This is a genomic window from Trebonia sp., from assembly GCF_030042015.1.
Taxonomy (GTDB): Bacteria; Actinomycetota; Actinomycetes; order Streptosporangiales; family Streptosporangiaceae; genus Trebonia.
In genome coordinates, this window is record NZ_JASIAL010000341.1 from 1 (window position 1) to 21,960 (window position 21,960).

The 21,960-nt window shown below is 72.5% G+C and carries 18 protein-coding genes; 6 read left to right on the forward strand and 12 right to left on the reverse strand.

Annotated elements, in window-relative coordinates; translation table 11 throughout:
* From Q1N79_RS18300 to Q1N79_RS18325, 6 genes are all read right to left on the reverse strand, one after another.
* Window positions 1–830 (reverse strand): hypothetical protein (locus tag Q1N79_RS18300; RefSeq protein WP_300610476.1); only part of this gene is annotated, 830 nt, incomplete at its 3' end.
* Window positions 831–984: 154 nt separating this feature from the next.
* Window positions 985–1,536 (reverse strand): copper chaperone PCu(A)C, encoded by a 552-nt coding sequence (locus tag Q1N79_RS18305; RefSeq protein ID WP_300610478.1) that lies wholly within the window; start codon window positions 1,534–1,536, stop codon window positions 985–987.
* Window positions 1,533–3,779 (reverse strand): cation-translocating P-type ATPase, encoded by a 2,247-nt coding sequence (locus Q1N79_RS18310; protein WP_300610518.1) that lies wholly within the window; start codon window positions 3,777–3,779, stop codon window positions 1,533–1,535. The genes Q1N79_RS18305 and Q1N79_RS18310 overlap by 4 nt, the downstream gene beginning before the upstream one ends.
* A gap of 56 nt (window positions 3,780–3,835) precedes the next feature.
* The gene (locus Q1N79_RS18315) at window positions 3,836–4,012 is read right to left on the reverse strand and encodes a hypothetical protein (protein WP_300610481.1); all 177 of its coding nucleotides are present in this window, start codon (window positions 4,010–4,012) and stop codon (window positions 3,836–3,838) included.
* Between the two features lie 152 nt (window positions 4,013–4,164).
* Window positions 4,165–4,941: a DUF5134 domain-containing protein gene (locus Q1N79_RS18320; protein ID WP_300610484.1), complete on the reverse strand. Its 777-nt coding sequence runs from the start codon at window positions 4,939–4,941 to the stop codon at window positions 4,165–4,167.
* Entirely contained in the window at window positions 4,938–5,933 is a 996-nt protein-coding gene (locus Q1N79_RS18325; protein ID WP_300610487.1) for a hypothetical protein, read from the reverse strand. Before Q1N79_RS18325 ends, Q1N79_RS18320 begins: the two co-directional genes overlap by 4 nt.
* Window positions 5,934–6,711: 778 nt before the next feature.
* On the opposite strand from Q1N79_RS18325, the gene Q1N79_RS18330 reads away from it, so the two are divergent.
* From Q1N79_RS18330 to Q1N79_RS18340, 3 genes are read left to right on the forward strand one after another with little or no spacing between them, the layout of a single operon-like run.
* Window positions 6,712–9,177, forward strand: a complete 2,466-nt coding sequence (locus tag Q1N79_RS18330) for a heavy metal translocating P-type ATPase (RefSeq protein ID WP_367185096.1) — start codon at window positions 6,712–6,714, stop codon at window positions 9,175–9,177.
* Window positions 9,122–9,403, forward strand: coding sequence for a metal-sensitive transcriptional regulator (locus Q1N79_RS18335; protein ID WP_300610490.1), 282 nt, complete (start codon window positions 9,122–9,124; stop codon window positions 9,401–9,403). Before Q1N79_RS18330 ends, Q1N79_RS18335 begins: the two co-directional genes overlap by 56 nt.
* A gap of 30 nt (window positions 9,404–9,433) precedes the next feature.
* Window positions 9,434–9,652, forward strand: coding sequence for a heavy-metal-associated domain-containing protein (locus Q1N79_RS18340; RefSeq protein ID WP_300610493.1), 219 nt, complete (start codon window positions 9,434–9,436; stop codon window positions 9,650–9,652).
* Window positions 9,653–9,670: 18 nt separating this feature from the next.
* Here Q1N79_RS18340 and Q1N79_RS18345 read toward each other — a convergent pair whose 3' ends face one another.
* On the reverse strand, window positions 9,671–12,103 hold the full coding sequence (locus tag Q1N79_RS18345; protein WP_300610496.1) for an Orn/Lys/Arg decarboxylase N-terminal domain-containing protein: 2,433 nt from the start codon (window positions 12,101–12,103) through the stop codon (window positions 9,671–9,673).
* 205 nt (window positions 12,104–12,308) lie between these two features.
* Window positions 12,309–12,482, reverse strand: coding sequence for a hypothetical protein (locus Q1N79_RS18350; RefSeq protein WP_300610499.1), 174 nt, complete (start codon window positions 12,480–12,482; stop codon window positions 12,309–12,311).
* 399 nt (window positions 12,483–12,881) lie between these two features.
* Between Q1N79_RS18350 and Q1N79_RS18355 the strand changes: the two genes are divergently transcribed.
* Window positions 12,882–15,761 (forward strand): FAD-binding and (Fe-S)-binding domain-containing protein, encoded by a 2,880-nt coding sequence (locus Q1N79_RS18355; protein ID WP_300610502.1) that lies wholly within the window; start codon window positions 12,882–12,884, stop codon window positions 15,759–15,761.
* A 10-nt stretch (window positions 15,762–15,771) separates the two neighbouring features.
* Window positions 15,772–16,779 carry a hypothetical protein gene (locus Q1N79_RS18360; protein ID WP_300610505.1) on the forward strand — a complete coding sequence of 336 codons (1,008 nt, stop codon included), beginning with the start codon at window positions 15,772–15,774 and terminating at the stop codon, window positions 16,777–16,779.
* Here the strand turns inward: Q1N79_RS18360 and Q1N79_RS18365 are convergent.
* Genes Q1N79_RS18365 through Q1N79_RS18380 form a run of 4 tightly spaced genes read right to left on the reverse strand, consistent with a single transcriptional unit; the run spans window position 16,772 to window position 21,381 of the window.
* Window positions 16,772–17,446, reverse strand: coding sequence for an FUSC family protein (locus tag Q1N79_RS18365; protein ID WP_300610508.1), 675 nt, complete (start codon window positions 17,444–17,446; stop codon window positions 16,772–16,774). The genes Q1N79_RS18360 and Q1N79_RS18365 overlap by 8 nt on opposite strands.
* A complete protein-coding gene (locus Q1N79_RS18370) occupies window positions 17,421–18,131 on the reverse strand; it encodes a DUF1275 family protein (protein WP_300610510.1) in 711 nt (236 codons plus the stop codon). Before Q1N79_RS18370 ends, Q1N79_RS18365 begins: the two co-directional genes overlap by 26 nt.
* A gap of 32 nt (window positions 18,132–18,163) precedes the next feature.
* On the reverse strand, window positions 18,164–19,630 hold the full coding sequence (fumC, locus tag Q1N79_RS18375) for a class II fumarate hydratase (RefSeq protein WP_300610512.1): 1,467 nt from the start codon (window positions 19,628–19,630) through the stop codon (window positions 18,164–18,166).
* Window positions 19,630–21,381: an NAD-dependent malic enzyme gene (locus tag Q1N79_RS18380; RefSeq protein ID WP_300610514.1), complete on the reverse strand. Its 1,752-nt coding sequence runs from the start codon at window positions 21,379–21,381 to the stop codon at window positions 19,630–19,632. The genes fumC and Q1N79_RS18380 overlap by 1 nt, the downstream gene beginning before the upstream one ends.
* A gap of 222 nt (window positions 21,382–21,603) precedes the next feature.
* Between Q1N79_RS18380 and Q1N79_RS18385 the strand changes: the two genes are divergently transcribed.
* On the forward strand, window positions 21,604–21,960 hold a 357-nt coding region (locus Q1N79_RS18385), incomplete at its 3' end, for a hypothetical protein (protein WP_300610516.1).

Sequence of the window (21,960 nt, forward strand, 5' to 3'; positions counted from 1 at the left end):
GCGGTGAAGCTGCCGAACGCGGAGATGATCGACGTCAGCACATGCGGCTGCGGGGTAGTGGCCATCGACTGGACCATGCTGGCCAGCACGCCCGGCTTGCCGTGGCTGGTGCCCTGCCAGAAGCCGCGTCCCGGCCAGGCCTGCAGCACGGCCATGCCGATGAAGAACACGCCCGTGCAGCCCAGGAGGATCCGGCCGGTCCGCGCCGACTCCCAGGCGCGATCGGGCAGCATCACCAGCGCTCCGGCCACCACGTAGATGAGGACCGCGCCAGGCGCGCCAAACAGCACGGTCTGGCCCGGTTCGAAGATCTGGCCGAACGCCTCGCCGAACACCCAGACGATCAGCCCCCAGGCCACGCTGGACAGCCCGGCGAGCCGCGACGACAAGCCGCGCGCCCCGAAGATCAGCCACAGGCCGATCCCGGCCTGAATCCACACGGTTGCGGCGGCCGCCTGGATCGGGTGGTAGGCCCAGACCGAGGCACCCCAGTTCACCAGGCTCTGCACCCAGCCCGGCGACCCGTCCCCGGTGGGCTGTATCACCTGCGTGGACAGGCCGCCGGCCATCTGCGGCTGCGCCTGCAGGATGCCGTCGAACAGCCAGAGCAGGCCGAATCCGATCCGGAGCAGCCGCCGTGCCTTCGGCTCGCGCCAGGCGGCCGCGGCCGCGGCCCTGGCCTGCGTGCGGGCGCTGACCCAGCTGCGAGTCGCGCCGTAGCACAGCAGCAGGAGCAGGGCGATTATCCCGATGATCGCCAACTGGTGCAGCAGGGCCGAGCGGAACGCGAAGACCATAGTCGGGTTCGCCGGGCTCAGCTCTTCGTTCATGCCAGACACGGCGCTGGCTCCCTCCACGAGCCGCGGGCAACAACCGCCCGGATACTGCCTGGTTTACGTCGTACTAGTTCGCCAACGGCGGGGGGAACTTCCCGGCCCGCGCCGGAAGGTTCGCGCGCGCACAGTTTAGCGTCGCGGGCCGGGCTCATGGCGTGCCCGGAGCGGTGACGGCTGCCTCGATGGTGACCTGTCCCGCGTGCCGGAAGACCAGGGTCAGCGCCACCTCCTTGCTGTCCTCGAACGGCACGGGGTTTTCGAGCACCACGTCGTCGCCGAGCGGGGTCAGCGTGAGCGTGCCATGGGCGGGTACCAGCAGGTCGCTGACCACGGCCGCCGGGGCGGCCGGGCTTGTGCGCCGCACGAGCACGACGCGCGAGGCGATCGGGCTGCGGACGGCGATCAGCTCATCGGCGGTGCTGGCGAGGTTGTGGATGATCAAGTACGTGCGCGCCGCCCCGGCTGCCGCGGCGGCCTGCCTGGTAAACCCGCGCATGGGCACGGCGGCCAGGCTGATCGTAATCCGCACCTTGGTGAGGGTTCCGGCGCCGCCGGAGGCAACCCATGCCGACAGCGCGCCGGCCAGCACCAGTGCGCAGGCCACCGGCCCGGCCGCCGCCCGCGCGAGTTCCGCCGCCCAGCCGCGGCCTGCGCCGGCCTGGCGGGGCCTCGTCCCTGTGCCGGCGGTCACGGCGGTCACGGACGGCCTCCTGCCAGGGCCGGGCGCGCCGAGCGGCCGGGGGCGGACGGCGATGACGGCGTGTGCCCGCGGAAGCGGCGTATCCGCAGGCTGTTAGCGACGACGATCAGCGAGCTCGCCGACATCGCGATCCCGGCGAACAGCGGGTTGAGGTAGCCGAGGGCCGCCAGCGGTATCGCGATCACGTTGTAGCCGAATGCCCAGGCGAGGTTGGCGCGGATCACTGCCAGGGTGGCGCGCGACAGTCGCATGGCATCGGCGACGCCGCCGGGGTCGCCGCTGACCAGGGAGACGTCGGCGGCGCCGATGGCCGCGTCGGTGCCGGTTCCCATCGCGATGCCGAGGTCGGCCTGGGCCAGGGCGACCGCGTCGTTGACCCCGTCCCCGACGAACGCGGCAGGTGTCCCGTCGTCCTGCAGCCGGCGGATGACGGCCGCCTTCCCGTCGGGGCGGACTCCCGCGAACACACCGCTGGCCGGGATTCCCAGCTGGCCCGCGACCGCCAGGGCGGCCCGCTGGTTGTCACCGGTGAGCACGACAGGACGCAGCCCCATGTCGCGGATGCGGGCGACGGCGGCGGCCGACCCTGACCGCAGCCGGTCCGCGATGACCACGGCAGCGCGCGCCTGCCCGTCCCATCCCGCCAGCACCGCCGTATGGCCGGCGTCGCTCGCCATGTCCACTGCCTCGCGCAGCCCGGGGGGCACCTCGAGGGCGAGCTGTGCGAAAAGCTCGCGGCTGCCCACGGTGACGGCACGGCCCCAGACCTCACCGCGCACCCCCGCCCCCGGCTGGGCGGCGAACCCGGTGACCGGCGGCAGGCCGCCGGAACGGGCGGCGGCCTCGCGCGCGATCGCCTGGCCAATGGGGTGCTCGGAGGCGTCTTCGACCGCTCCGGCCAGCAGCAGCGCCTCCTCCTCGGCAACCCCCGGCGTGGTGATGACGCGGGTGACGCTCATGGCGCCGGTCGTCAGCGTGCCGGTCTTGTCGAAGACGACGACCCGGATCCGGCGGGCCGACTCCAGCGCGTGCGCGCTCTTGATCAAGATGCCGAACTCGGCGCCGCGGCCGACCGCGGCCACGAGAGCCGTGGGTGTCGCCAGGCCGAGCGCGCACGGACAGGCGACCACCAGGACGGCGACGGCCGCGCTCCACGCCTCGGCCGCGGGCAGCCCGGCGCCCAGCCAGAATCCGAGGGTCGTCGCGGCCAGGCTGATCACGCAGGGGACGAAGACGGCGGCGATCCTGTCGGCGAGCCGCTGCGCGCCGGCCTTGCTGGCCTGCGCGTGGGTGACCAGGCGGGTGATCTGGGCGAGCAGGGTGTCCGCCCCGACCCGGGTGGCGCGGACTACGAGGCGGCCGCTCATGTTCACGGTCGCCCCGGTCACCTGGTCACCCGGCCCGACCTCGGCGGGCATGGACTCCCCGGTGACAAGGGAGGCGTCGACCGCGGAACTGCCCTCGGTCACCACGCCGTCGGTGGCGATCTTCTCGCCCGGGCGGACGACGAACTCCTCCCCTGCCACGAGCTCGCTCACCGGAACGCGCTGCTCGGCTCCCCCGCGCAGGACGGCCACGCTCTTGGCGCCGAGGGCGGCCAGCGCGGTCAGCGCCGACGCGGAGCGGTCCCGTGCGCGTGCCTCCAGGTAGCGGCCCGCGAGCACGGCGACTGTGACGCCGGCCGCGGCCTCGAAGTAGAGGGTCATCCCGCTGGCCGCGGTGAACGTGAACGCGAACGGCATCCGCATGCCGAGCCTGCCCGCGCCGCCGAACAGCAGCGCGTACACCGACCAGCCGAACGACGTGGCGACCGCGAGGCTGACCAGCGTGTCCATCGTCGCCGCGCCGTGGCCTAGCCCGGCCAGCGCGGCACGGTGCAGCGGCCGGGCGCCCCATATCGCGACCGGGGCGGCCAGCAGCAGGCTGACCCACTGCCAGCCGGTGAACTGCGCGGACGGCACCATCGCGAGCACGATCACGACCGCGGCGAGCGGGGCGGAAACGCCGAGCCGCAGGCCCAGGTCCCTGACCACCGGGTCCGCGCCGTGGCCCCCCTCGCCGGGTGGTGACGGCAGCGCCGCCTGATACCCGGTGGAGCTGATCACGCCGATGAGCTCGGTCGCGTCGCGACCGCCGAGGCTGGTGAAGTACGCCCGCCCGGTCGCGTAGTTGACCGTGGCCGACACCCCGTCAAGCCGGTTCAGCCGCCGCTCGATCCGCGCCGCGCACGAGCCGCATGTCATCCCGGTGACCACGAGCTGGGCTTCGACCTGCCCGCCGGCGGCGGTGCCGGTATCGGTCACGGGCTACCGCCCATGTTCATGCCGCCGCCGGTGCCGCCCGTGGTGACTCCGGTGTACTGCACGTGCGAGTGCCCGGTGGTCACCGGCCCTAGCCTAGCTCCGGCCATGCGCGCCCCGGCGAAGATCAGGGCAAGCAGGACAAGGAAGCCAGCGAGCTTGAGCGCGGGAGCCAAGTGGTCACCTCACGCGGCGGTTACGGGGACATTCCGGTGCACGATGACCGCAGCTTACCGGCCGACGGCGGGCACGCGAACAGCCCACCCGGAACATGAACATGATGTAATGTCGGCGGCCCGGGGGCTGGCGGGCGGCGCTCGATCAGGCGCTAAATGATCAGGAGCAGCATCAGGGCCATGGTGACGCCCATCGCGATCCGGCAGCCGACCGCGGTGGCGGGCGACTGCAGGAATCCGCGGCCGGCCGGGCTGCCTGTTCCTCGGTCGCCGGCGACGGCCTGGCCGTCGCCGGCCGAGCCCGACGGCGCGCGGTTCGCCGCGGAAGCCACGGTCGCCTGCGCACCGGAGACCGTCGCGTCCGCGGCCCCGGCACCGACGATCGCGGGGACCGCGGCCCGCGATACTCCCGCGACCGCCCGGCTGTAACGCATGCCAGACAGCCGGTCGATGTCCCAGATGCTGTAGCCGATCAGGACGAGCGCGAAGACGAACGCCAGGGTGGGGTAGTCCAGGGCCTGCGTCGACGACCCGCCCATGCCGCCCATCCCGCCGCCGGCGGCGGCGGCGGGCGCGGCGATGGCCGCGAACATGTACACCATCGCGCCGCAGTGCACCAGGTGCGGCGCGCAGTGCCCGCCGGCCAGGGCGCGGACGCCGTTGGCGCTGGCGTCCCGCAGCACCCGGACGGCGAACCAGGCGGTCAGCACCGCGAAGATGACCACCCACGCGGGGTTTGACAGGGTAACCAGGCCCGCTGCCAGCATGCCCGCCATCGCGATGCCCATCAGCAGGTGCGCCACGTCGATGTCGGGGGTGGTGGCTGAGCCGGCCTGCCACGGCCGTGCCGCCACCAGCCGGGCCGCGCTGACCGCGGCGACCACCAGCATGAGGGCGGCGAATATGTCCAGGATCCAGGCGGGGGTCATCGTGCCGCCCTTTCTTGCGTGTCGGCCGACGGGACCGCAGCGGCCGTTGCCGCGAGCGGCCAGAACGTGAGCGCGAGCAGGACGAGCAGCGGCCCGGAGTTGGGATCGGTCGCCCCGCCCGCGATGATCGTTCCGAACGCCTCGCCGACGACCCAGATCACCAGCGCCACCACGATCGCGAGGACCAGCGCGGCCTTGACGGCCGGCCGCGGCAGGTAGACCCCGACGGCGATCAGCACGAGCGCGACGGCCAGCACGACGGAGGCGGCCAGCCCCGCGTTGGCGACGAGCGCGGCCGCGCCCCGCTCGATCGCGGACAGCCAGTCGGGCTCGCCGCTTTCCATCCCCGCGATCATGCCGTTCAGCGCCTGCGGCGCACGGTTGGCGGGGATCAGGGCGAAGTAGGCCAGGCTCACCCAGAGCACCAGCCACAGCGCCCGGGCCACGTGAGCGCCCACCGCCCGGGCCGCGGTGAAGGGCGCCTGCGGCTGGCGGTCGGCGGGCCACAGCAGCACCGCCAGCAGCGCGTAGATGATCACCGCGCCAGGCGCGCCGTTGAGCGGGCTCGCGGTGCCGTTCAGCACGCCGCCGAGCCCCTCGCCGAACCACCAGACGCCGAGCGACCAGGCTATCGAGGCCGCCAGGGCGAGCCGCACCGTCGGACGGAACGCGATGCCGAGGCCGATCAGCAGCTGGATGGTGGCGAAGATCGTGTTCAGCAGCACGAGGTGATGCTCGACCAGGGTGGCGTCCCAGGTGATCGGGCTGGCGATGACCGACGGGTTGCCGGGGGCGGTCGCCGCGAGCATCTGCGCGAACGCCTTGGAGAACATGAACGACTGGTACTGGAGCACGGCGTCAAGCAGCCAGATGGCCGCCAGGCCCAGTTGCAGCGCTCGCCTGGCGTCCAGCCCCGCCCTGGCGGGCTGGGCCTCGGTGCCCAGCTTTCCCCACCACGCGGTACGGCCGCCCGTGACGGCGACTTGACTCATCAGGATTCTCCTCGGCTATTCTGCCCAGCCGGAAACGGCGGCGCCGGCCGGGTGCGCAAGATAAAACGATAGAAGGACTGCGGCCGGGCGTGCAATACCTTACGGGAAAGGGCGTTCCAATATTTATAATGGCCGCGAACATGCAGCTAGATCGCCTGCCACCACCCTACATTCACGCCCAGCCGACAACCCCTGGACGGTATTATCTAAACCATGGCGGGGTATTAGGAAAACCCGTGGGGGGTATAGTGGCGCGGCGGCATTTCCCTTGCGGTGGTCATCTTCCGCGAACTGAGCCGGCCGGCGCCCGCGCGGCAAGGCAACATCATCGGCCGCTCCGGGCGCTGCGCCTCGCCGGTGCCGCGTCGTCTCACCATCCGGACGCCCCGCCACAAGATAGGACCCAAGCGGCAGATCGAAATGCGTATAAAACGGACAATAAACATGCCGCCCGGGTCCTAAGTTGTTCCAGCGGGGGCGGTGCTGTGGCGGCGGCGATCGAGGAGGGCAGCGGCCCGGGGTCGCCGCGCCCGCGAGGCGATCTCGGCCAGGATCGACCGCGAGCACCGCACCCTGCCGGGCGGCGCGCTCGGCGCGCATGTGGCGGGGTGCGGCGCCTGCCGCGGTGGGTCCCGCCCGGGCGGGACCGGGCGGGCACGCGCTCTGCCGCCCGGCGGCATACCATCCATAAGGTGGACAACCCGATGGACAGCCCGCCGGACTCGCGTCCCCGGGGCGGTGGCGGTGACGCCGGCCGCGGCGGTGACGGAGGCGCCGCATGACGGCAGCGGCGAGGCAGGCTGGCCCGGCACCCGGCACGCGCGAGCACGTCCAGGACAGCGCGCGCCAGGCCGGCGGCATGCGGGAAATCGAGCTGTCGGTCGAGGGGATGACCTGCGCCGCGTGCGCGGCGCGGGTCGAGAAGAAGCTCAACAAGCTGGACGACGTGCGGGCGTCGGTGAACTACGCGACCAGGACCGCCCGGGTCACCGCGCCCGCGTTCATGCCAGTGCTGACGCTCACCGAGGCGGTCGCGCAAGCCGGTTACACGGCAACGGCGCGCGAAGAGCAGTCCGGCCAGGGCGAGGACGCCGACGGCGAGCGGGGCGCCGACCGCCAGTACGCGTACCTGCGGCGGCGGCTGTTCGTCTCGCTGGCGTTCTTCGTCCCGCTCACCGACCTGTCGCTGATGCTGTCGCTGATCCCGTCACTGCGCTTTCCCGGCTGGCAGTGGCTGCTGGTCGCCTGCGCGGCGCCGGTGGCCCTATGGTGCGCCTGGCCGTTCCACCGGGCGGCCCTGAAAAACCTCAGGCATGGCACGTTCTCAATGGACACCCTGGTCTCGCTCGGCATCATCGCGGCCAGCGGCTGGTCGGTGTACGCGATGTTCGTCCTCGACCACGGCGCGCAGGGCGGAAGCTTCTGGGAGCGGCTCATCCACAACTCCGGCGGGGGCATCTACCTGGAGACCGCGGCCACGGTCACCACGTTCCTGCTGGCCGGCCGGCTGTACGAGGCGCGGGCCCGGCGCATCGCCGGCGAGGCCATGCGCGAACTTGGGGCCGCGGCAGCCAAAGACGTGTGCGTGCTCGACCCGGACGGAACGGAGCGCCGGGTCCCGGTCAGCCGGCTGCTGCCAGGTGAGATGTTCGTCGTCCGCCCAGGAGAGACCATCGCCGCGGACGGACAGGTGCTGTTCGGCCAGACCGCGATCGACCGCAGCATGATGACCGGGGAGTCGGTGCCCGCCGAGGCGGCCGAGGGGGACACCGTCACCGGCGGGACCGTGGTGCTCACCGGGCGGCTGGTCGTCCGGGCGGACAAGGTCGGCAGGGACACCCAGCTGTCCCACCTGATCAGGCTCGTCGAGCAGGCGCAGGCGCAGAAGGCGGCCATCCAGCGGGTGGCGGACCGGATCTGCGGCGTGTTCGTCCCCGCGGTGCTGGCCTGCGCCGTACTCACCCTGACCGGGTGGCTGCTGGCCGGCTCCCCGGCCGGGCACGCGTTCAGCGCCGGGCTGGCCGTGCTGATCATCGCCTGCCCGTGCGCGCTTGGCCTCGCCACCCCGGCGGCGCTGGTAGCGGCCTGCGGCCGCGGCGCCCAGCTCGGGATATTCATCAAGGGCTACCAGGGACTGGAGACGTCCAGGTCGGTCACGGTGGTGGTGCTGGACAAGACAGGGACCGTGACCACCGGGCGGATGTCCCTGGCGGGGCTGCGGCCGGCCGCCGGCACCAGCCGCGACGCCCTGCTCCGTTACGCGGGGGCCGTCGAGCAGGCGTCCGAGCACGCGGTGGCCGCGGCGATCAGCACGGCCGCCAGGGCCGAGACAGGGACGCTGCCCCAGGCAGACGGCTTCAAGGCACTGCCGGGACTCGGCGCGCGCGGGATCGTGGACGGGCGCGAGGTGGTCGTGGGCCGCGAGACGCTGCTCGCCGCGCAGGGGATGACGGTGCCGCCCGCGCTCGCCAGGCAATGCCTGGAATGGGAGCAGGCCGGCCATACGACCGTGCTGATCGGCTGGGAGGGGGCGGTCCGCGGCGCCGCCGCGGTCGCCGACACGGTCAAGCCCTCGGCCGCCGCCGCCATCGGCGAGCTCCGCGAGCTCGGGCTGCACCCGGTCCTGCTCACCGGGGACAACGAGACCACCGCGCGGGCCGTCGCCGCGGCGGTCGGCATCGATGAGCTGATCGCCGGGACGCTCCCGGCCGACAAGGCCGCGGTCATCACCGGGCTTCAGGCGCGCGGCCACCAGGTGGCCATGGTGGGCGACGGCGTCAACGACGCCCCGGCGCTCGCCGCCGCCGACCTCGGGCTTGCCCTCGGGTCAGGCACGGACGTCGCGATCAGCGCCGCCGACCTGATCCTGCTCCGCGACGACCTGCGGACGGTCCCTGAGGCGATCATGCTGGCGCGGGCCACGTTCCGCACCATCCGGCGCAATCTCGCGTGGGCGTTCGGCTACAACGTCGCCGCCCTCCCGCTGGCCGCGCTCGGCTTCCTCAACCCGATCCTGGCCTCGGCGGCTATGACATTGTCCTCGGTTTTCGTTGTAGCCAACAGCCTGCGGCTGCAGCGATACCACAGCCGCGCCACACCCGGACGCGGCACGGTCGCGCGCGGCACCACATCGCATTCCACCGCGCTGGCGGGCGCTGCCGCAGGCACTGAACGAGCCGGAGGGCTAGATGTACGGTTACACCCACGACAAGGACAACTACCTCAAGCGGCTGCGCCGCATTGAGGGCCAGGTGCGCGGCCTGCAGCGGATGATCGAGGAGGACAAGTACTGCATCGACATCCTTACCCAGGTCGCCGCCGCCACCAAGGCCCTACAATCGGTTGCGCTCGGCTTGCTTGAGGAGCATCTCAGTCATTGCGTCGCCCAGGCCGTGGCCGAAGGCGGCGACGGGGCGACAGACAAAGTGCGCGAAGCCTCCGACGCGATCGCCCGTCTTGTTCGGTCCTGAACCCTGACCACGAGCACAGAAAGGTAGCCGATGACAACGAAGACCTACGCGGTGACCGGAATGACCTGCGAGCACTGCGCGAACGCGGTGACCAGCGAACTGGGCGGCATCGACGGGGTCTCCGACGTATCCGTCGAACTCGTGCCAGGCGGCAGTTCGCTGGTGACCGTCGCCAGCGCGGCACCGCTGCCAGAAGACGCCGTCAGCGCCGCCCTCGACGAGGCCGGCGGCTACAAGATCAGCGGCTGACCGGCGTGGCCACGCTGGTCAGCGGACGGCAGCCAGCTCGGTCAGCGCGGCGCCGAGCCGACCGGAACGCGCCGGGTGCGGTTTAACGAATACCCCCTCGAGGTTCAGGAATTCCCGCCGTCCCTGGCCGCTGGCTAAGCGCCGGACGCAGTACGCGGCGTACTGGCCGGCCACCCGCTGCGCGCCCTCGACATCGTGCCCGAAGCCGGGGAAGGCGGCGTCCCACGCCTGCAGCATCCGCAGGTAGGACAGGAACGGCCCGTCCGCGGCGCCCGCGTCCTCGCCAGGCAGCAGGATCGGGATGCCCGGCGGGTAGGGCTGCAGGCCCACCGCGAGCGTGCGCCCGGCCATCTCGCCGAAGGGCACCAGGTCCACCTCGCCGCGGACCAGCCGTTCGTAGGCCGCGCGGGGCGTGAGCCTGGGCGCGGGCAGCTCGGCGAAGGCGGACTGCAGCGCCTCCCCCGGCCGCGCGGCGCGCATGTGCGACCACATCTGCTCGCCCAGGTCGCGCAGCCCGAGGCCGGCGTACCGCAGCGGCGCCGCCGCCAGCAGGCCCGGGAGCGCGGCCGACAGCGGCACGTTGGCGTCCCAGTCCCGCTTGAAGGCCAGCAGCTCGTTGATCAGCGTGCCCCACTTGCCGCGCGTGATCCCCACCGAGAACAGGCACAGCACGATGTGGTCGGTGGTCCGCGACGGGACGATCCCGTGCCTGCCGAGATAGGCGGTGAGCAGCGTCGCCGGGACGCCGGTCTCGTCCAGCGTGCCGTCCTCGCGCATGCCCGGCGCCAGGATGCCCGCCTTCGTCGGGTCGAGCATGCACCAGCCGTCGGGGAGCCCCGCGAAGCCGTGCCACGCCTCGTCCGGGTGCAGCACCCAGCACCGCGGGTCGCCGCTGAGCAGGCCGGCCGGCGCCTCCGCGAACGGCAGCCGCGTGCCGCTGTCCGGATCGGTGACCTCCGGCGCGTTCCACGGGGCGAAGAACCAGTCGCCGCCCGCGGCGAACTGGCGGTGCGCCCGGGCCAGCGCCTGCCGGAACGCGACCGCCTCGTCGATCGTCTCCTGCACGAGCGCGCGGCCGCCCGGGCCGTCCATCATCGCCGTCGCCACGTCGTTGGACGCGATCAGCGGGTACAGCGGGGAGGTTGTCGCGTGCATCATGTAGGCCTCGTTGAACACCCCGTGCGGCACCTTGCGCCGCCCCTCCCTGACGTGGATGAAGGACGCCTGGCTCAGCGCGGCCAGCAGCTTGTGCGAGGACTGGGTCGCGAACACCGTCGGCCCCGCGGCGGGGTGGGCGGCCGGATCGCCGCGCATCGCGTACCGGTCGCGGTACAGGGGGTGGAACCGGGCGTAGCCGTACCACGCCTCGTCGAAGTGGATGACGTCGCTGCTGCGCTCAAGCAGCTGCTGCACCTGGGCCGCGTCATAGCACATCCCGTCGTAGGTGCAGTTGGTGACGACCGCGTAGGAGGGGGCTCCACGGGCCGCGCCCTGGGTGCCCGCGGCGAGCGGGCTGCCCGCGATCTTGGCTTCGATCGCCGCGGGCGCCAGCTGGCCGGGATGGATCGGGCCGATGATCCCGTACCTGTTGCGCGACGGGATCATGTAGACCGGGATCGCGCCGGTGAGCTGCAGGCCCTGCATGACGGACTTGTGGCAGTTGCGGTCGATCACCGCGACGTCCCCCGAGCAGAGCACGCCGGACATCACGGTCCGGTTGGACCCGGACGTGCCGACAAGCACCGAGTAGGAACGGTGGGCGCCGAAGACCCGCGCCGCGTACGCCTCGCTGTCCGCCACCGGCCCGGTGTGGTCGAGCAGCGAGCCCAGGGCGGCCCGTTCGACGCCCATGTCGGTGCGGAAGAGGTTCTCCCCGTAGAAGTCGTGGAAGATCCGGCCGGCCGGCGTCTTGAGGAAGCCGACCCCGCCCTGGTGGCCGGGGACCGCCCACGCGTACTCCTGCTCGCGGTTGTAGTCGAGCAGCGCGCCGAAGAACGGCGGGACCAGGCCGGCGATGTAGCGGTCCATCGCCGCCACGACGCGGCCCGCGATGAAGGCGGCCGTATCCTGCAGCAGCCAGACGAGCTCGTCGGCGTGCTCCATCGCAGCGATCGTGATCGAGGCGGCGGCGCTGTCCTTGGCGAGCAGGAACACCGGCAGCGCGGCGTTGCGGGACCGCACCGACGCCAGCATCCGGGCGGCCGCCTCGTGCGACGCCGGGTCGCCGGCGTCGAGGTCCCAGTCCACGAGCGCCGCGCCGAGGCTAGCGTCCGAGGTCACGACCGCGGCGCCGTCCTCGAACGAGAACGACGTGGTGACGTCGACGCCCCGCCTGGCGAACTCCTCGACCAGGGCGTTCGCCGCGCGGCCGTGCGCGGTGTCCGGGCGCAGCAGCGAGTCGTCCACCACGAGCACCCGGCGGGGCAGCACATCCGCGGCGCGGCTGGTCATCATCGGCCTCCGTTGGCCTCGTTTCGTTCGGTCCGGGCGGACGCTGGGCAGGCGCCACGGTTCGTTCGGGAAAATTTAAATCATTGATCCGAACGAACGGTGGCGACTCTCCGGCGGGACCCGCGCGAGCGCCCGGGCGGCGACCGGCGCCGATGCTAGCACTTGACGCTAGGTGACTGGCCGTGCACGCTCAGCTTGTTCGTGATCAAGTCTTCGCAGGCCGGCTCGAAGAGCTGGCGCTGGTCAGCGCGCCGGCGACGTCCGTGCTGGAAGGAGTCGCCCGCTCGTCTGGATCGAGGGCGAGGCTGGCGCCGGCAAGACCGCGTTCGCGCGCCGTGCTGTCGATCGGCTGCCGCTGCGGCAGCACACGAACGGCCACCCGCTGCACATGCGTACGCTGTTGCGCGAGCTGACGCCTGACCAGCTCGCCGCCGCGGACCTCGGCCCGTGGCGGCGGCGCCCGATGTCCGCAAGGGAGGCCAGCCGAGCTGGCCCGTCACTGCGACTTACGGGGGTCCGCCGCAGCCGCGTTCGCGCTCACGGCGGGTTGTGCGTGGTCGCCGGCCGGGGCTAACGCAGCGGCTTACTCAACGGGGGATGACTCAGATGCGCATTACCAGCACGATCACGTCCGCTCGCGGGCATGTGGCGGGCGGACGCAGATGTCTGGGGATTGCCGGCCGGACCCTGCTGGCGGCAGGGGCCGCGGGGTGCCCGCCGCAGGTAACGGCGGGCGGGGCAGCGCTGGCGGTGGCGGCGGCGGGCTAGTCTTGCCCAGGTGGTGGATGCGCAGGTGACCGTCCCGCCGCCGGTGCTGGCCGAGGCGCTCCGGCGGGCCGGCCTCGCCGAGGTCGACACGGTCACCCGGCGCCGGGCCGAATACTCCTCGGACGCGTCCAACTACCGGGTCGTGCCCGCCGTCGTCGCCTTCCCCAGGCACACGGACGAGATCGTGGCCGCGCTCGCCACCTGCCGGTCGCTTGGCGTGCCGCTCGCGCCGCGCGGCGGCGGCACCTCGATCGCGGGAAACGCGCTGAGCACCGGGGTGGTCCTCGACCTGTCCAGGCACCTCAACCGGGTCATCGGCGTCGATCCGGAGGCCCGCACCGCGGTGGCGGAACCGGGCGCAGTGCTCGACGACGTCACCGCGGCGGCGGCGCCCTGGGGGCTGCGGTTCGGGCCGGACCCGTCGACCCACTCGCGCGCGACCATCGGCGGCGCGATCGGCAACAACGCCTGCGGCGCGCGGGCACTGCGCTACGGGCGCACCGCCGACAACGTCATCGACCTGGACGTGGTCACGGGGGCGGGCGTGCGGTTCACCGCACGCCGGCACGGGCGTGACGGGGTGCCTGACGCCGGCCCGGACGCCGGACTTCTTGCGGTCCTGCGCACGGTGATCGGCGAGCGGCTTGGCATGGTGCGGACCGAATTCGGGCGGTTCCCGCGGCAGGTGTCTGGCTATTCGCTCGAGCACCTGCTGCCGGAGAACGGGCTGGACGTCGCGAAGTTCCTCGTCGGCACCGAGGGCACGCTGGCGCTGACCCTGCGGGCCACGGTCCGGCTGGTGGCCGCTCCCCCGGCGACCGCGATGGCCGTACTCGGGTACGCCGGCATGGCCGAGGCGGCCGAGGCGGTGCCCGCAGCGCTGGCCTACTCGCCGGTCGCGCTTGAGGGGCTCGATTCGCGGCTGGTCGACGTGGTCCGGCACCGCCGCGGCGGCGCCGCGGCGGTGCCGGACCTGCCGCGCGGCGGCGGCTGGCTGTTCATCGAGACCGCGGGGGTGACGCTGGCCGAGGCCGAAGACTCGGCCACGAAGCTGGCGGCGGGCGTGACCTGCCTGGACAGCGCCGTTGTGTCGGGCGGACGGGCCGCGGCGCTGTGGCGGATCAGGGAGGACGGCGCGGGGCTGGGCGGGCGCACCCCGGCCGGGGCCCCCGCCTGGCCAGGCTGGGAGGACTCGGCCGTCCCGCCCGGCAGGCTCCCGGACTACCTGCGGGAACTGCGGGCGCTGCTGGCCTCCCACGGCCTCGACGGGTTGATGTACGGGCACTTCGGCGACGGCTGCGTGCACGTGCGCATCGACTTCCCGCTGCGGTCGCGGCCGGGGGTGCTGCGGGAGTTCACGCAGGACGCGGCCAAGCTGGCCGCCGCACACGGCGGCTCGGCCTCCGGCGAGCACGGCGACGGGCGGGCACGCGGCGAGCTGCTGCGGTACATGTACTCCCCCGCCGCGCTCGACACGTTCGGCGTGCTGAAGCGGGCCTTCGATCCCGACGGCGTGCTCAACGCTGGCGTCATCGTCTCCCCGGCCCGCCTCGACGCCGACCTGCGCCTGCCCGCCGCCGCGCCGGTGCGGCGCCGGCTGGGCTTCGCCTACCCGCATGACGGCGGCGACTTTTCGGTCGCCGTGCACCGCTGCGTCGGGGTGGGCAAGTGCCGCGCCGACACCACCGCGACCGGGGGCGTGATGTGCCCGTCCTTCCTCGCCACGCGGGACGAGAAGGATTCCACCCGCGGGCGCGCCCGGGTGCTGCAGGAGCTGGCCAACGGGTCGCTTGTCGCCGGCTGGGGGTCGGCGTCGATCGCGGAGGCCCTCGACCTGTGCCTGTCGTGCAAGGGGTGTTCGGCCGACTGCCCGGCCGGGGTCGACATGGCGGCGTACAAGGCCGAGGCGCTGTACCAGCGGTACCGGCGCCGGCTCCGCCCGGCCGCGCACTACTCGCTGGGCTGGCTGCCGCGCTGGGCCCGGGTCGCGTCGCTTGACCCCCGGCTGGCCAACGCCGTGCTGCGGGCCGGCCCGGTGGCGGCGGCGGCCAAGCGGCTCGGCGGCATCGACCAGCGGCGTCCGCTGCCGCGGTTCGCGCCGGAGAGCTTCCGCCGCTGGTTTGCCCGGCGCCGTCACCGGGCCGTTGACGGGCGGCCGGTGCTGCTGTGGGTGGACACGTTCACCGACGCGTTCACCCCCGGCGTCGGGCAGGCGGCGGTACGGGTGCTCGAAGCCGCCGGGTACTCCGTCCGCATCACCGCCCGGCCCGTGTGCTGCGGCCTGACCTGGATATCGACGGGCCAGCTCGACGGGGCACGGCGGCAGCTGCGGCGCGCGCTGCGCGAGCTCGGCCCCGCCCTGGCCGCGGGCATCCCCGTCGTCGGCCTCGAGCCGTCCTGTACGGCGGTGCTGCGCGGCGACATCGCCGAGCTGCTGCCCGCCGATCGGCGTGCCGCAGCGCTGCGCGGCGCGGTCAGGACGCTCGCCGAGCTGCTGCGCGGCACCGACGGCTGGTCAGCCCCCGACCTGTCCGGCGTCCGCGGGGTCGCCCAGCCGCACTGCCACCACCGGGCGGTGCTCGGCTGGGACGCGGACGCGGCGCTGCTCGCCGCCGCGGGCGCCGACATCTCGGCGGTCGGCGGCTGCTGCGGGCTGGCCGGGAACTTCGGGGTCGAGCGCGGGCATTACGACGTCTCGGTGGCGGTGGCCGAGACCGCGCTGCTGCCCGCGGTGCGCGCGGCCGGGGCCGCCGACCCCGGTGCCGTCGTGCTCGCCGACGGATTCTCCTGCCGCACCCAGCTCGACCAGCTCGCCGGGGTGACCGGCCGCCACCTGGCCGAGGTGCTGGCGGCGGCGCTAGCGGGAACCCCCGCGAAGCCGGACCACTGAAAGGCCTGCCATGGCACCACTGCCGATCACGCTGGCCTGCGGGCCCTACGACCGCACCCGCGGCCTCGCCGACGGACGGGTCGCCGTGGCCGGGACCGACCTGCGCTACATCCAGCTGGACCCCGAGGAGATCTTCTTCCGGATGGTTCAGCACGGCGAGTTCGACGTCAGCGAGATGTCGCTGGCCACGTACCTGATCACCCACGAGGCGGACGGGCCGTTCGTGGCCATCCCTGTGTTCCCGTCCCGGATGTTCCGGCACACCAGCGTGTACGTGAACGGCGACCGGATGGCGGGCCGCGCCGGCGCCGATCCCGCGGCCGCGGCCCGGGCGCTCGCCGGCGCCACCGTGGGGGTCGCCGAGTACCAGCTCACCGCCAACGTGTGGATCCGGGGCATCCTGGCCGAGCACTACGGCGTGCCGGTCGCCTCTGTCAGGTACCGGACCGGCGGGCTGAACTCCCCCGGCCGGCACGAGAAGGTCGCGATCGCGCTGCCCCCCGAGATCGACATCGCGCCGATCCCCGCCGGGCGGACGCTGTCGGCGATGCTCGCGGCCGGTGAGCTTGACGCGGTGTACTCGCCGCGGGCGCCGGAGTCGTTCGGGACCGGCAGCGTCCGCCGGCTCTTCGCCGACACGCGCGCCGAGGAGGAACGCTACTTCGCCGCCACCGGGATCTTCCCGATCATGCACGTGATCGTGATCCGCCGGCGGGTGTACGAGGCGAACCGCTGGCTGGCCCGGGAGCTGCTGAAGTCGTTCACGGCGGCCAGGGGACTCGCCTACGGCGACCTGGCCCGGACGGCGGCGCTGGCCGTGTCGCTGCCGTTCGCGCGCGAGGAATACGAGCGGACCGTGGCCATGATGGGCGCCGACTACTGGGCCTACGGGATCGAGGCCAACCGCGGCGTGCTCGCGACGTTCGCCCGCTACGCGGCCGAGCAGCACCTGATCGGCCAGGTTCCCGCGACCGAGAGCCTGTTCGCGCCGGAGACAGGCGAGGAGTTCGTCATCTGAGGCCCGCGTAGCGCGCCCGGGCGCGTGGCGGGAGCGGCGCGGGTCGTGCCCATTCGGATGATTTGCGCGGTGGGACCCGTACCAGCCTGGAGCGGTCCCCGAACGCGATCGGGAGCGGGGCGGGTAAGTGCGGTGCGGGGAGCCAGCGGCGGATGAGGCGCATGTCCACCCACGCGGCCAGGATGCCGACCGCGACGCCGACCACGGTGTCGGCGAGGCGCACGATGGGGGCCTGCCAGGCGTGCTGCGGGGTGATGGCGGCGCTGACCATGACGACCGACGTCGCGATCGCCGCGGCGATCGCGTCGCCTGGCCTGCCGATCAGGGCGGCCGCCAGGGCGCTGGCGCCGATCAGGACCGCGAGCGCCCACAGGTGGAAGGGCAGGAAGAGCAGGTAGACGAGGCAGAGCGCGAAGCTCAGCAGGGTGGCCGACGTGCGCGACACCGCGGCGGTGACGCTCTGCCGATAGCTCTCCCGCAGCACGGCGATCGTGGCGATCACCGCCCACAGCCCGCCGATGAGATTGGCGGCCTGCGACGCCGCGTGCACGCGGGGCACGAGGGTCGTGACAAGCCAGTACGCGAGCATGCAGGAGACGGCCAGGACGATGCTCTCCCTGATGGCCGCGAGCGTCTGCGCCTTAGTCGGGTGGGGTCGCGGCGGCATCGGCCTTCCTTCCGTGCAGGTGTACCGCCGCCGTCGCGGACAGCAGCACCAAGGGGACGACGGGCGCCGCCGGGCGCAGCCAGTGCAGCAGCACGCCCTCGATGATGGCCCCGGCGAGCAGGCTGGCTAGCTGGCGGGCGCTGGTGACAAGGCTGGCTGGCGAGCCGGCGGCCGCGGCGCTGACCGACTTCGTCAGCATCCCCGTGAAGTACGTGGTCGTCTGGTGGATGCGCAGCGCCCAGATGCTCTGCCCGCCGAGTGCCACCGCCACCAGCGCCAGCAGCACGAGCGCGGCGTCGCCGGCCGGGTGCGACCCGGCCGCCAGCCAGCCGGCCAGGACCAGCGCGAACAGTGCGAGCTGCACGAACAGCAGCCAGTTCGCGGCACCCGGCCGGCGCAGCAGCCAGGCCCAGGTGACCTCGCCGGCGATGCACGCGGCGACCGCCGTGACCGTGGGCTTGATCAGCGCGCCGTCGCCGGTGGCGATTCCGTAGCCGGCCGTGACCAGGTTGCCCGTGATGTTGCCGGCGAATGCCCTGCCCAGCCCGAAGAACGCGAGCGTGTCCGCCGAGCCGGCGCACGCGGCAAGCAGGACGGCGAGGGCCGGCCCGAAACGGCCGGCGGATGCCGGCTGGGCCGCCGTCGCCGGCTGCCGCTCCGGCCGGCCCTGGCGGGCTTCAGTCATGTACCTCTTTTACTTCATTTACTTCATCTACTTCATTGCGGCTGACCCACCATCTCGCGGGGCACGACGATGCGGTCGAAGTCCTCCGCGCTGATGTAACCGGATGACATGGCTGCCTCGCGCAGCGTCGTGCCGTCGTCGTTGGCCTTGTGCGCGATCGCCGAGGCCTTGTCGTAGCCGATCACCGGGGACAGGGCGGTGACGAGCATCAGCGACCGGTCGACGTAGGCGTCGATCCGGTCGCGGTGCAGTTCGGTGCCCTCGATGCAGTACTCGCGCAGCTTCGTGCACGCGTCGGCCAGGATGGTCGCCGAGTGCAGGACGTTGGCGATGATCACCGGGCGCATCGCGTTGAGCTCGAAGTTGCCCTGCGTCCCCGCGAAGGCGACGGCGCTGTCGTCGGCGAGGACCTGGATGCAGACCATGACCATGGCCTCGCACTGGGTCGGGTTGACCTTGCCCGGCATGATCGAGCTGCCCGGCTCGTTGGCGGGCAGGATCAGCTCGGACAGCCCGCACCGGGGGCCGGACGCCAGCCACCGGATGTCGTTGGCGATCTTCATCAGCGGCACGGCCAGGGCGCGCAGGCCGGCCGACGCGGCGGTCATGGCGTCCAGGCCGCCCTGGGCGGAGAACTTGTTCGCCGCGGTGACGAACGGGTACCCGGTCTCGGCGGCGATCTCGGCGGCGATCTGCTCGCCGAACCCTTCCGGTGCGTTCAGCCCGGTGCCGACCGCCGTGCCCCCCGCCGCCAGCTCATACAGGCCCGCGGCGGAGGCGGTGACCCGGTCGATGGCCTGGGCGAGCTGGTGGGCATACCCGGACCACTCCTGCCCGACGGTCAGCGGCACCGCGTCCTCCAGGTGGGTGCGGCCGATCTTGACCACGTCCCGCCACTGGTGTGCCTTGGCGTCGATGGCGCGCCGCAGCGCCTGGACGCTCGGCAGCAGCCGCTCGTGGATCGCCCGGACCGCGGCGATGTGCATGGCGGTGGGGAACGTGTCGTTGGACGACTGCCCCATGTTGACGTCGTCGTTGGGGTGGACCGGGGTCTTGCTGCCAAGCGCTCCTCCGGCAAGCTGGATGGCCCGGTTGCTGATCACCTCGTTGACGTTCATGTTCGACTGGGTGCCTGACCCCGTCTGCCACACGTAGAGCGGGAAGTGCTCGTCGAGCTGGCCGGCGATCACCTCGTCGGCGACCCGCCCGATCAGCGCCGCCTTCCACGCCGCCAGCCGGCCGGCCCGGCCGTTGACGATCGCGGCGGCCTTCTTCACGTACCCGTAGGCGTGGTAGACCGCCTTGGGCATCCGGTCGTCGCCGATCGAGAAGTGGATGAGCGACCGCTGCGTCTGCGCGCCCCAGTACTTGCCGGCCGGGACCTCGATGGCGCCCATCGAGTCGGTCTCCTGCCGGGTCCCCGTGGCGGTCAGCCCGACCGGCAGGTCCAGGATCCGCGGGGGCGGTTGCGGGCCGTCGCCAGGGGATCCCGTGGCCATCACATAGCCCCGTTGACGCTGGCATAGACCGGCTGCCACATGGCGTCCTGCACGGCCTGGACGACGTCGTCGGGCTTCCTGGCGGCGACGCCGTCGGCGGCAGCAGCCCTGGCCACGGCAATCGCGGCGGTCGCGGAGGAAGCGCGCAGGTTCGGCACCGTCGGCAGCAGTGAGGCGCCCGGCGTCGCCACGTCGACCTGGCCGGCTACGGCCTCGGCCGCCGCCAGCAGCATGCCGTCGGTCACGTGGGACGCGCCTGACACGACGGTGCCAAGGCCGACTCCCGGGTACACCAGCGCGTTGTTGGCCTGCCCGAGGTAGTAAGTGACGCCGTTGTAGACCACCGGATCCCAGGGCAGGCCGGTGGTCACCAGGGCCTTGCCCTTGGACCAGGCGATGATGTCGACGGGGACGGCCTCGATCTTGGACGTGGGGTTGGAGATCGGGAAGATGACCGGCCGCGCTACCTCCGCGCTCATCGCCTCGACGATCTGCTGGGTGAACGCGCCGTGCGCCGTCGACGTACCGACCAGGATGGTCGGCTTGACGTGCTCGACCACGGTCTGCAGGGTGACGATGCCCGCGGCGGCCCGCTCCTGCCGCAGCGCGGCCATCTGCGGCCAGCGCGTGGCGGCCGACGGGTCCACGGGCACCGGCGTCTTCTCCCAGCCCTTGGCCTCGGCGGCCTTGCGGGCGTAGGGACGCTGGTAGTCAACCATGCCCTCGCTCATATCGTCGGTGAGCAGGCCAGGCAGGTCCACGATCCAGATCTGGCTGATCGCCTGCCGCTCGGTCAGCCCGTCGCGGACCATCTGGTCGCGGATCTGGTCGGCGATGCCGATCCCGGCGGTGCCGCCGCCGAAGACGACGACGCGCTGGTCCCGCCACCGGGTGCCGGTGACACGCAGCGCGTTGAACAGCCCGGCCAACACGATGGCCCCGGTGCCCTGCACGTCGTCGTTGAAGATCCGGTACTTGTCCTGGTAGGCCAGCAGGATCCGCCGCGCGTTCCCTGCGCCGAAGTCCTCGAAGTGCAGCAGCGCGTCGGGGAACAGCGACGACGCCACCTGCAGGTACCGCTCGATGAACGTGTCGTAGGCGGCGCCGCGGACCCGGGCGTGCCGGTTGCCCAGGTACAGCGGGTCGTTGAGCAGTGCTTCGTTGTCGGTGCCGACGTCGAGCGACACGGGAATCACCCGCCGGGGGTCGATGCCCGCCGCCGCGGTGTAGACGGCCAGCTTGCCGACCGAGATCTGGATGCCGCCCACTCCCCAGTCGCCGATGCCCAGGATCTCCTCGGCGTCGCTGCAGACGATCAGGTCCACGTCGCCGGACTCAAGGCCGAGCGTGCGGAACGCCGATTCAATCTCCTCTGGCCGGTCGATCGACAGGTAAATGCCCCGCGGACGGCGGTATTCGTGGGAGTAGTGCTCGATGGCGTCCCCCACCACCGGGTCGTAGACAATCGGCAGCAGCTCGGCGAGGTGGTCAAGGAGCACCTTGAAGTACAGCACCTCGTTGCGGTCGTGCAGCTGCTCCATGAATATGTTCTTCGCCAGGTCGCTGCCCTGGACCTGCAGCTGCTGGTAGGCGCGCCGCGCCTGCTCCTCCAGGGACAGCACCGCGGACGGCAGCCGCCCGGTAAGGCCGAGTTCCTCGCGCTCGTCCAGGCTGAACGCGGAGCCGTGGTTGCGGATCGGGTCGGAGAGGACATCGGGTATCGCCGGCGTCCGAACTGCGTGCTCGTTCATCGAGTCCTCCTTCTGTGCGAACCATCGGCGGCACCGTAAGACGCCGCGAGACGGCCCGGATCACTCGCATCAGGTGAAATGCGGAGCAAGGACAAAGGTCCCGCGGACTTGGGCCAGTTAGCCGTGACCGCCGCCGGGGTGCGGACGCAAAAATCGCAATTGTCAGGCAGGCAAGAGGCCAGGACCGCAACCGGCCCCGGCCGCCAGATAGGAGTAAAGACAATGCGCCGCACAACTTTCGACAAGCTTCTTGGCTGGGTGGGGGTCAGCCTCGGCGTGGTCCTGCTGGCCGTGGCAGGGCTGCTGGTGTGGGGGTCGGCTTACATCCACAACACCGTGCAGTCCCAGCTGGCCGCCCAGCAGATCACGTTCCCGGCGGCATCGGCGTTCGCGCACCCCAAGGCGGGCACCGAGATCACCCCGTCGATGATCCCGTCGGTCTCCCAGTACGCCGGGCAGCAGCTGCTGACCGGGCAGCAGGCCGAGGCCTACGCTGACCACTTCATCGCCGTGCACCTGCAGGAGATCGGCGGCGGCAAGACCTACTCCCAGCTGTCCACCGAGGCGATCGCCAAGCCG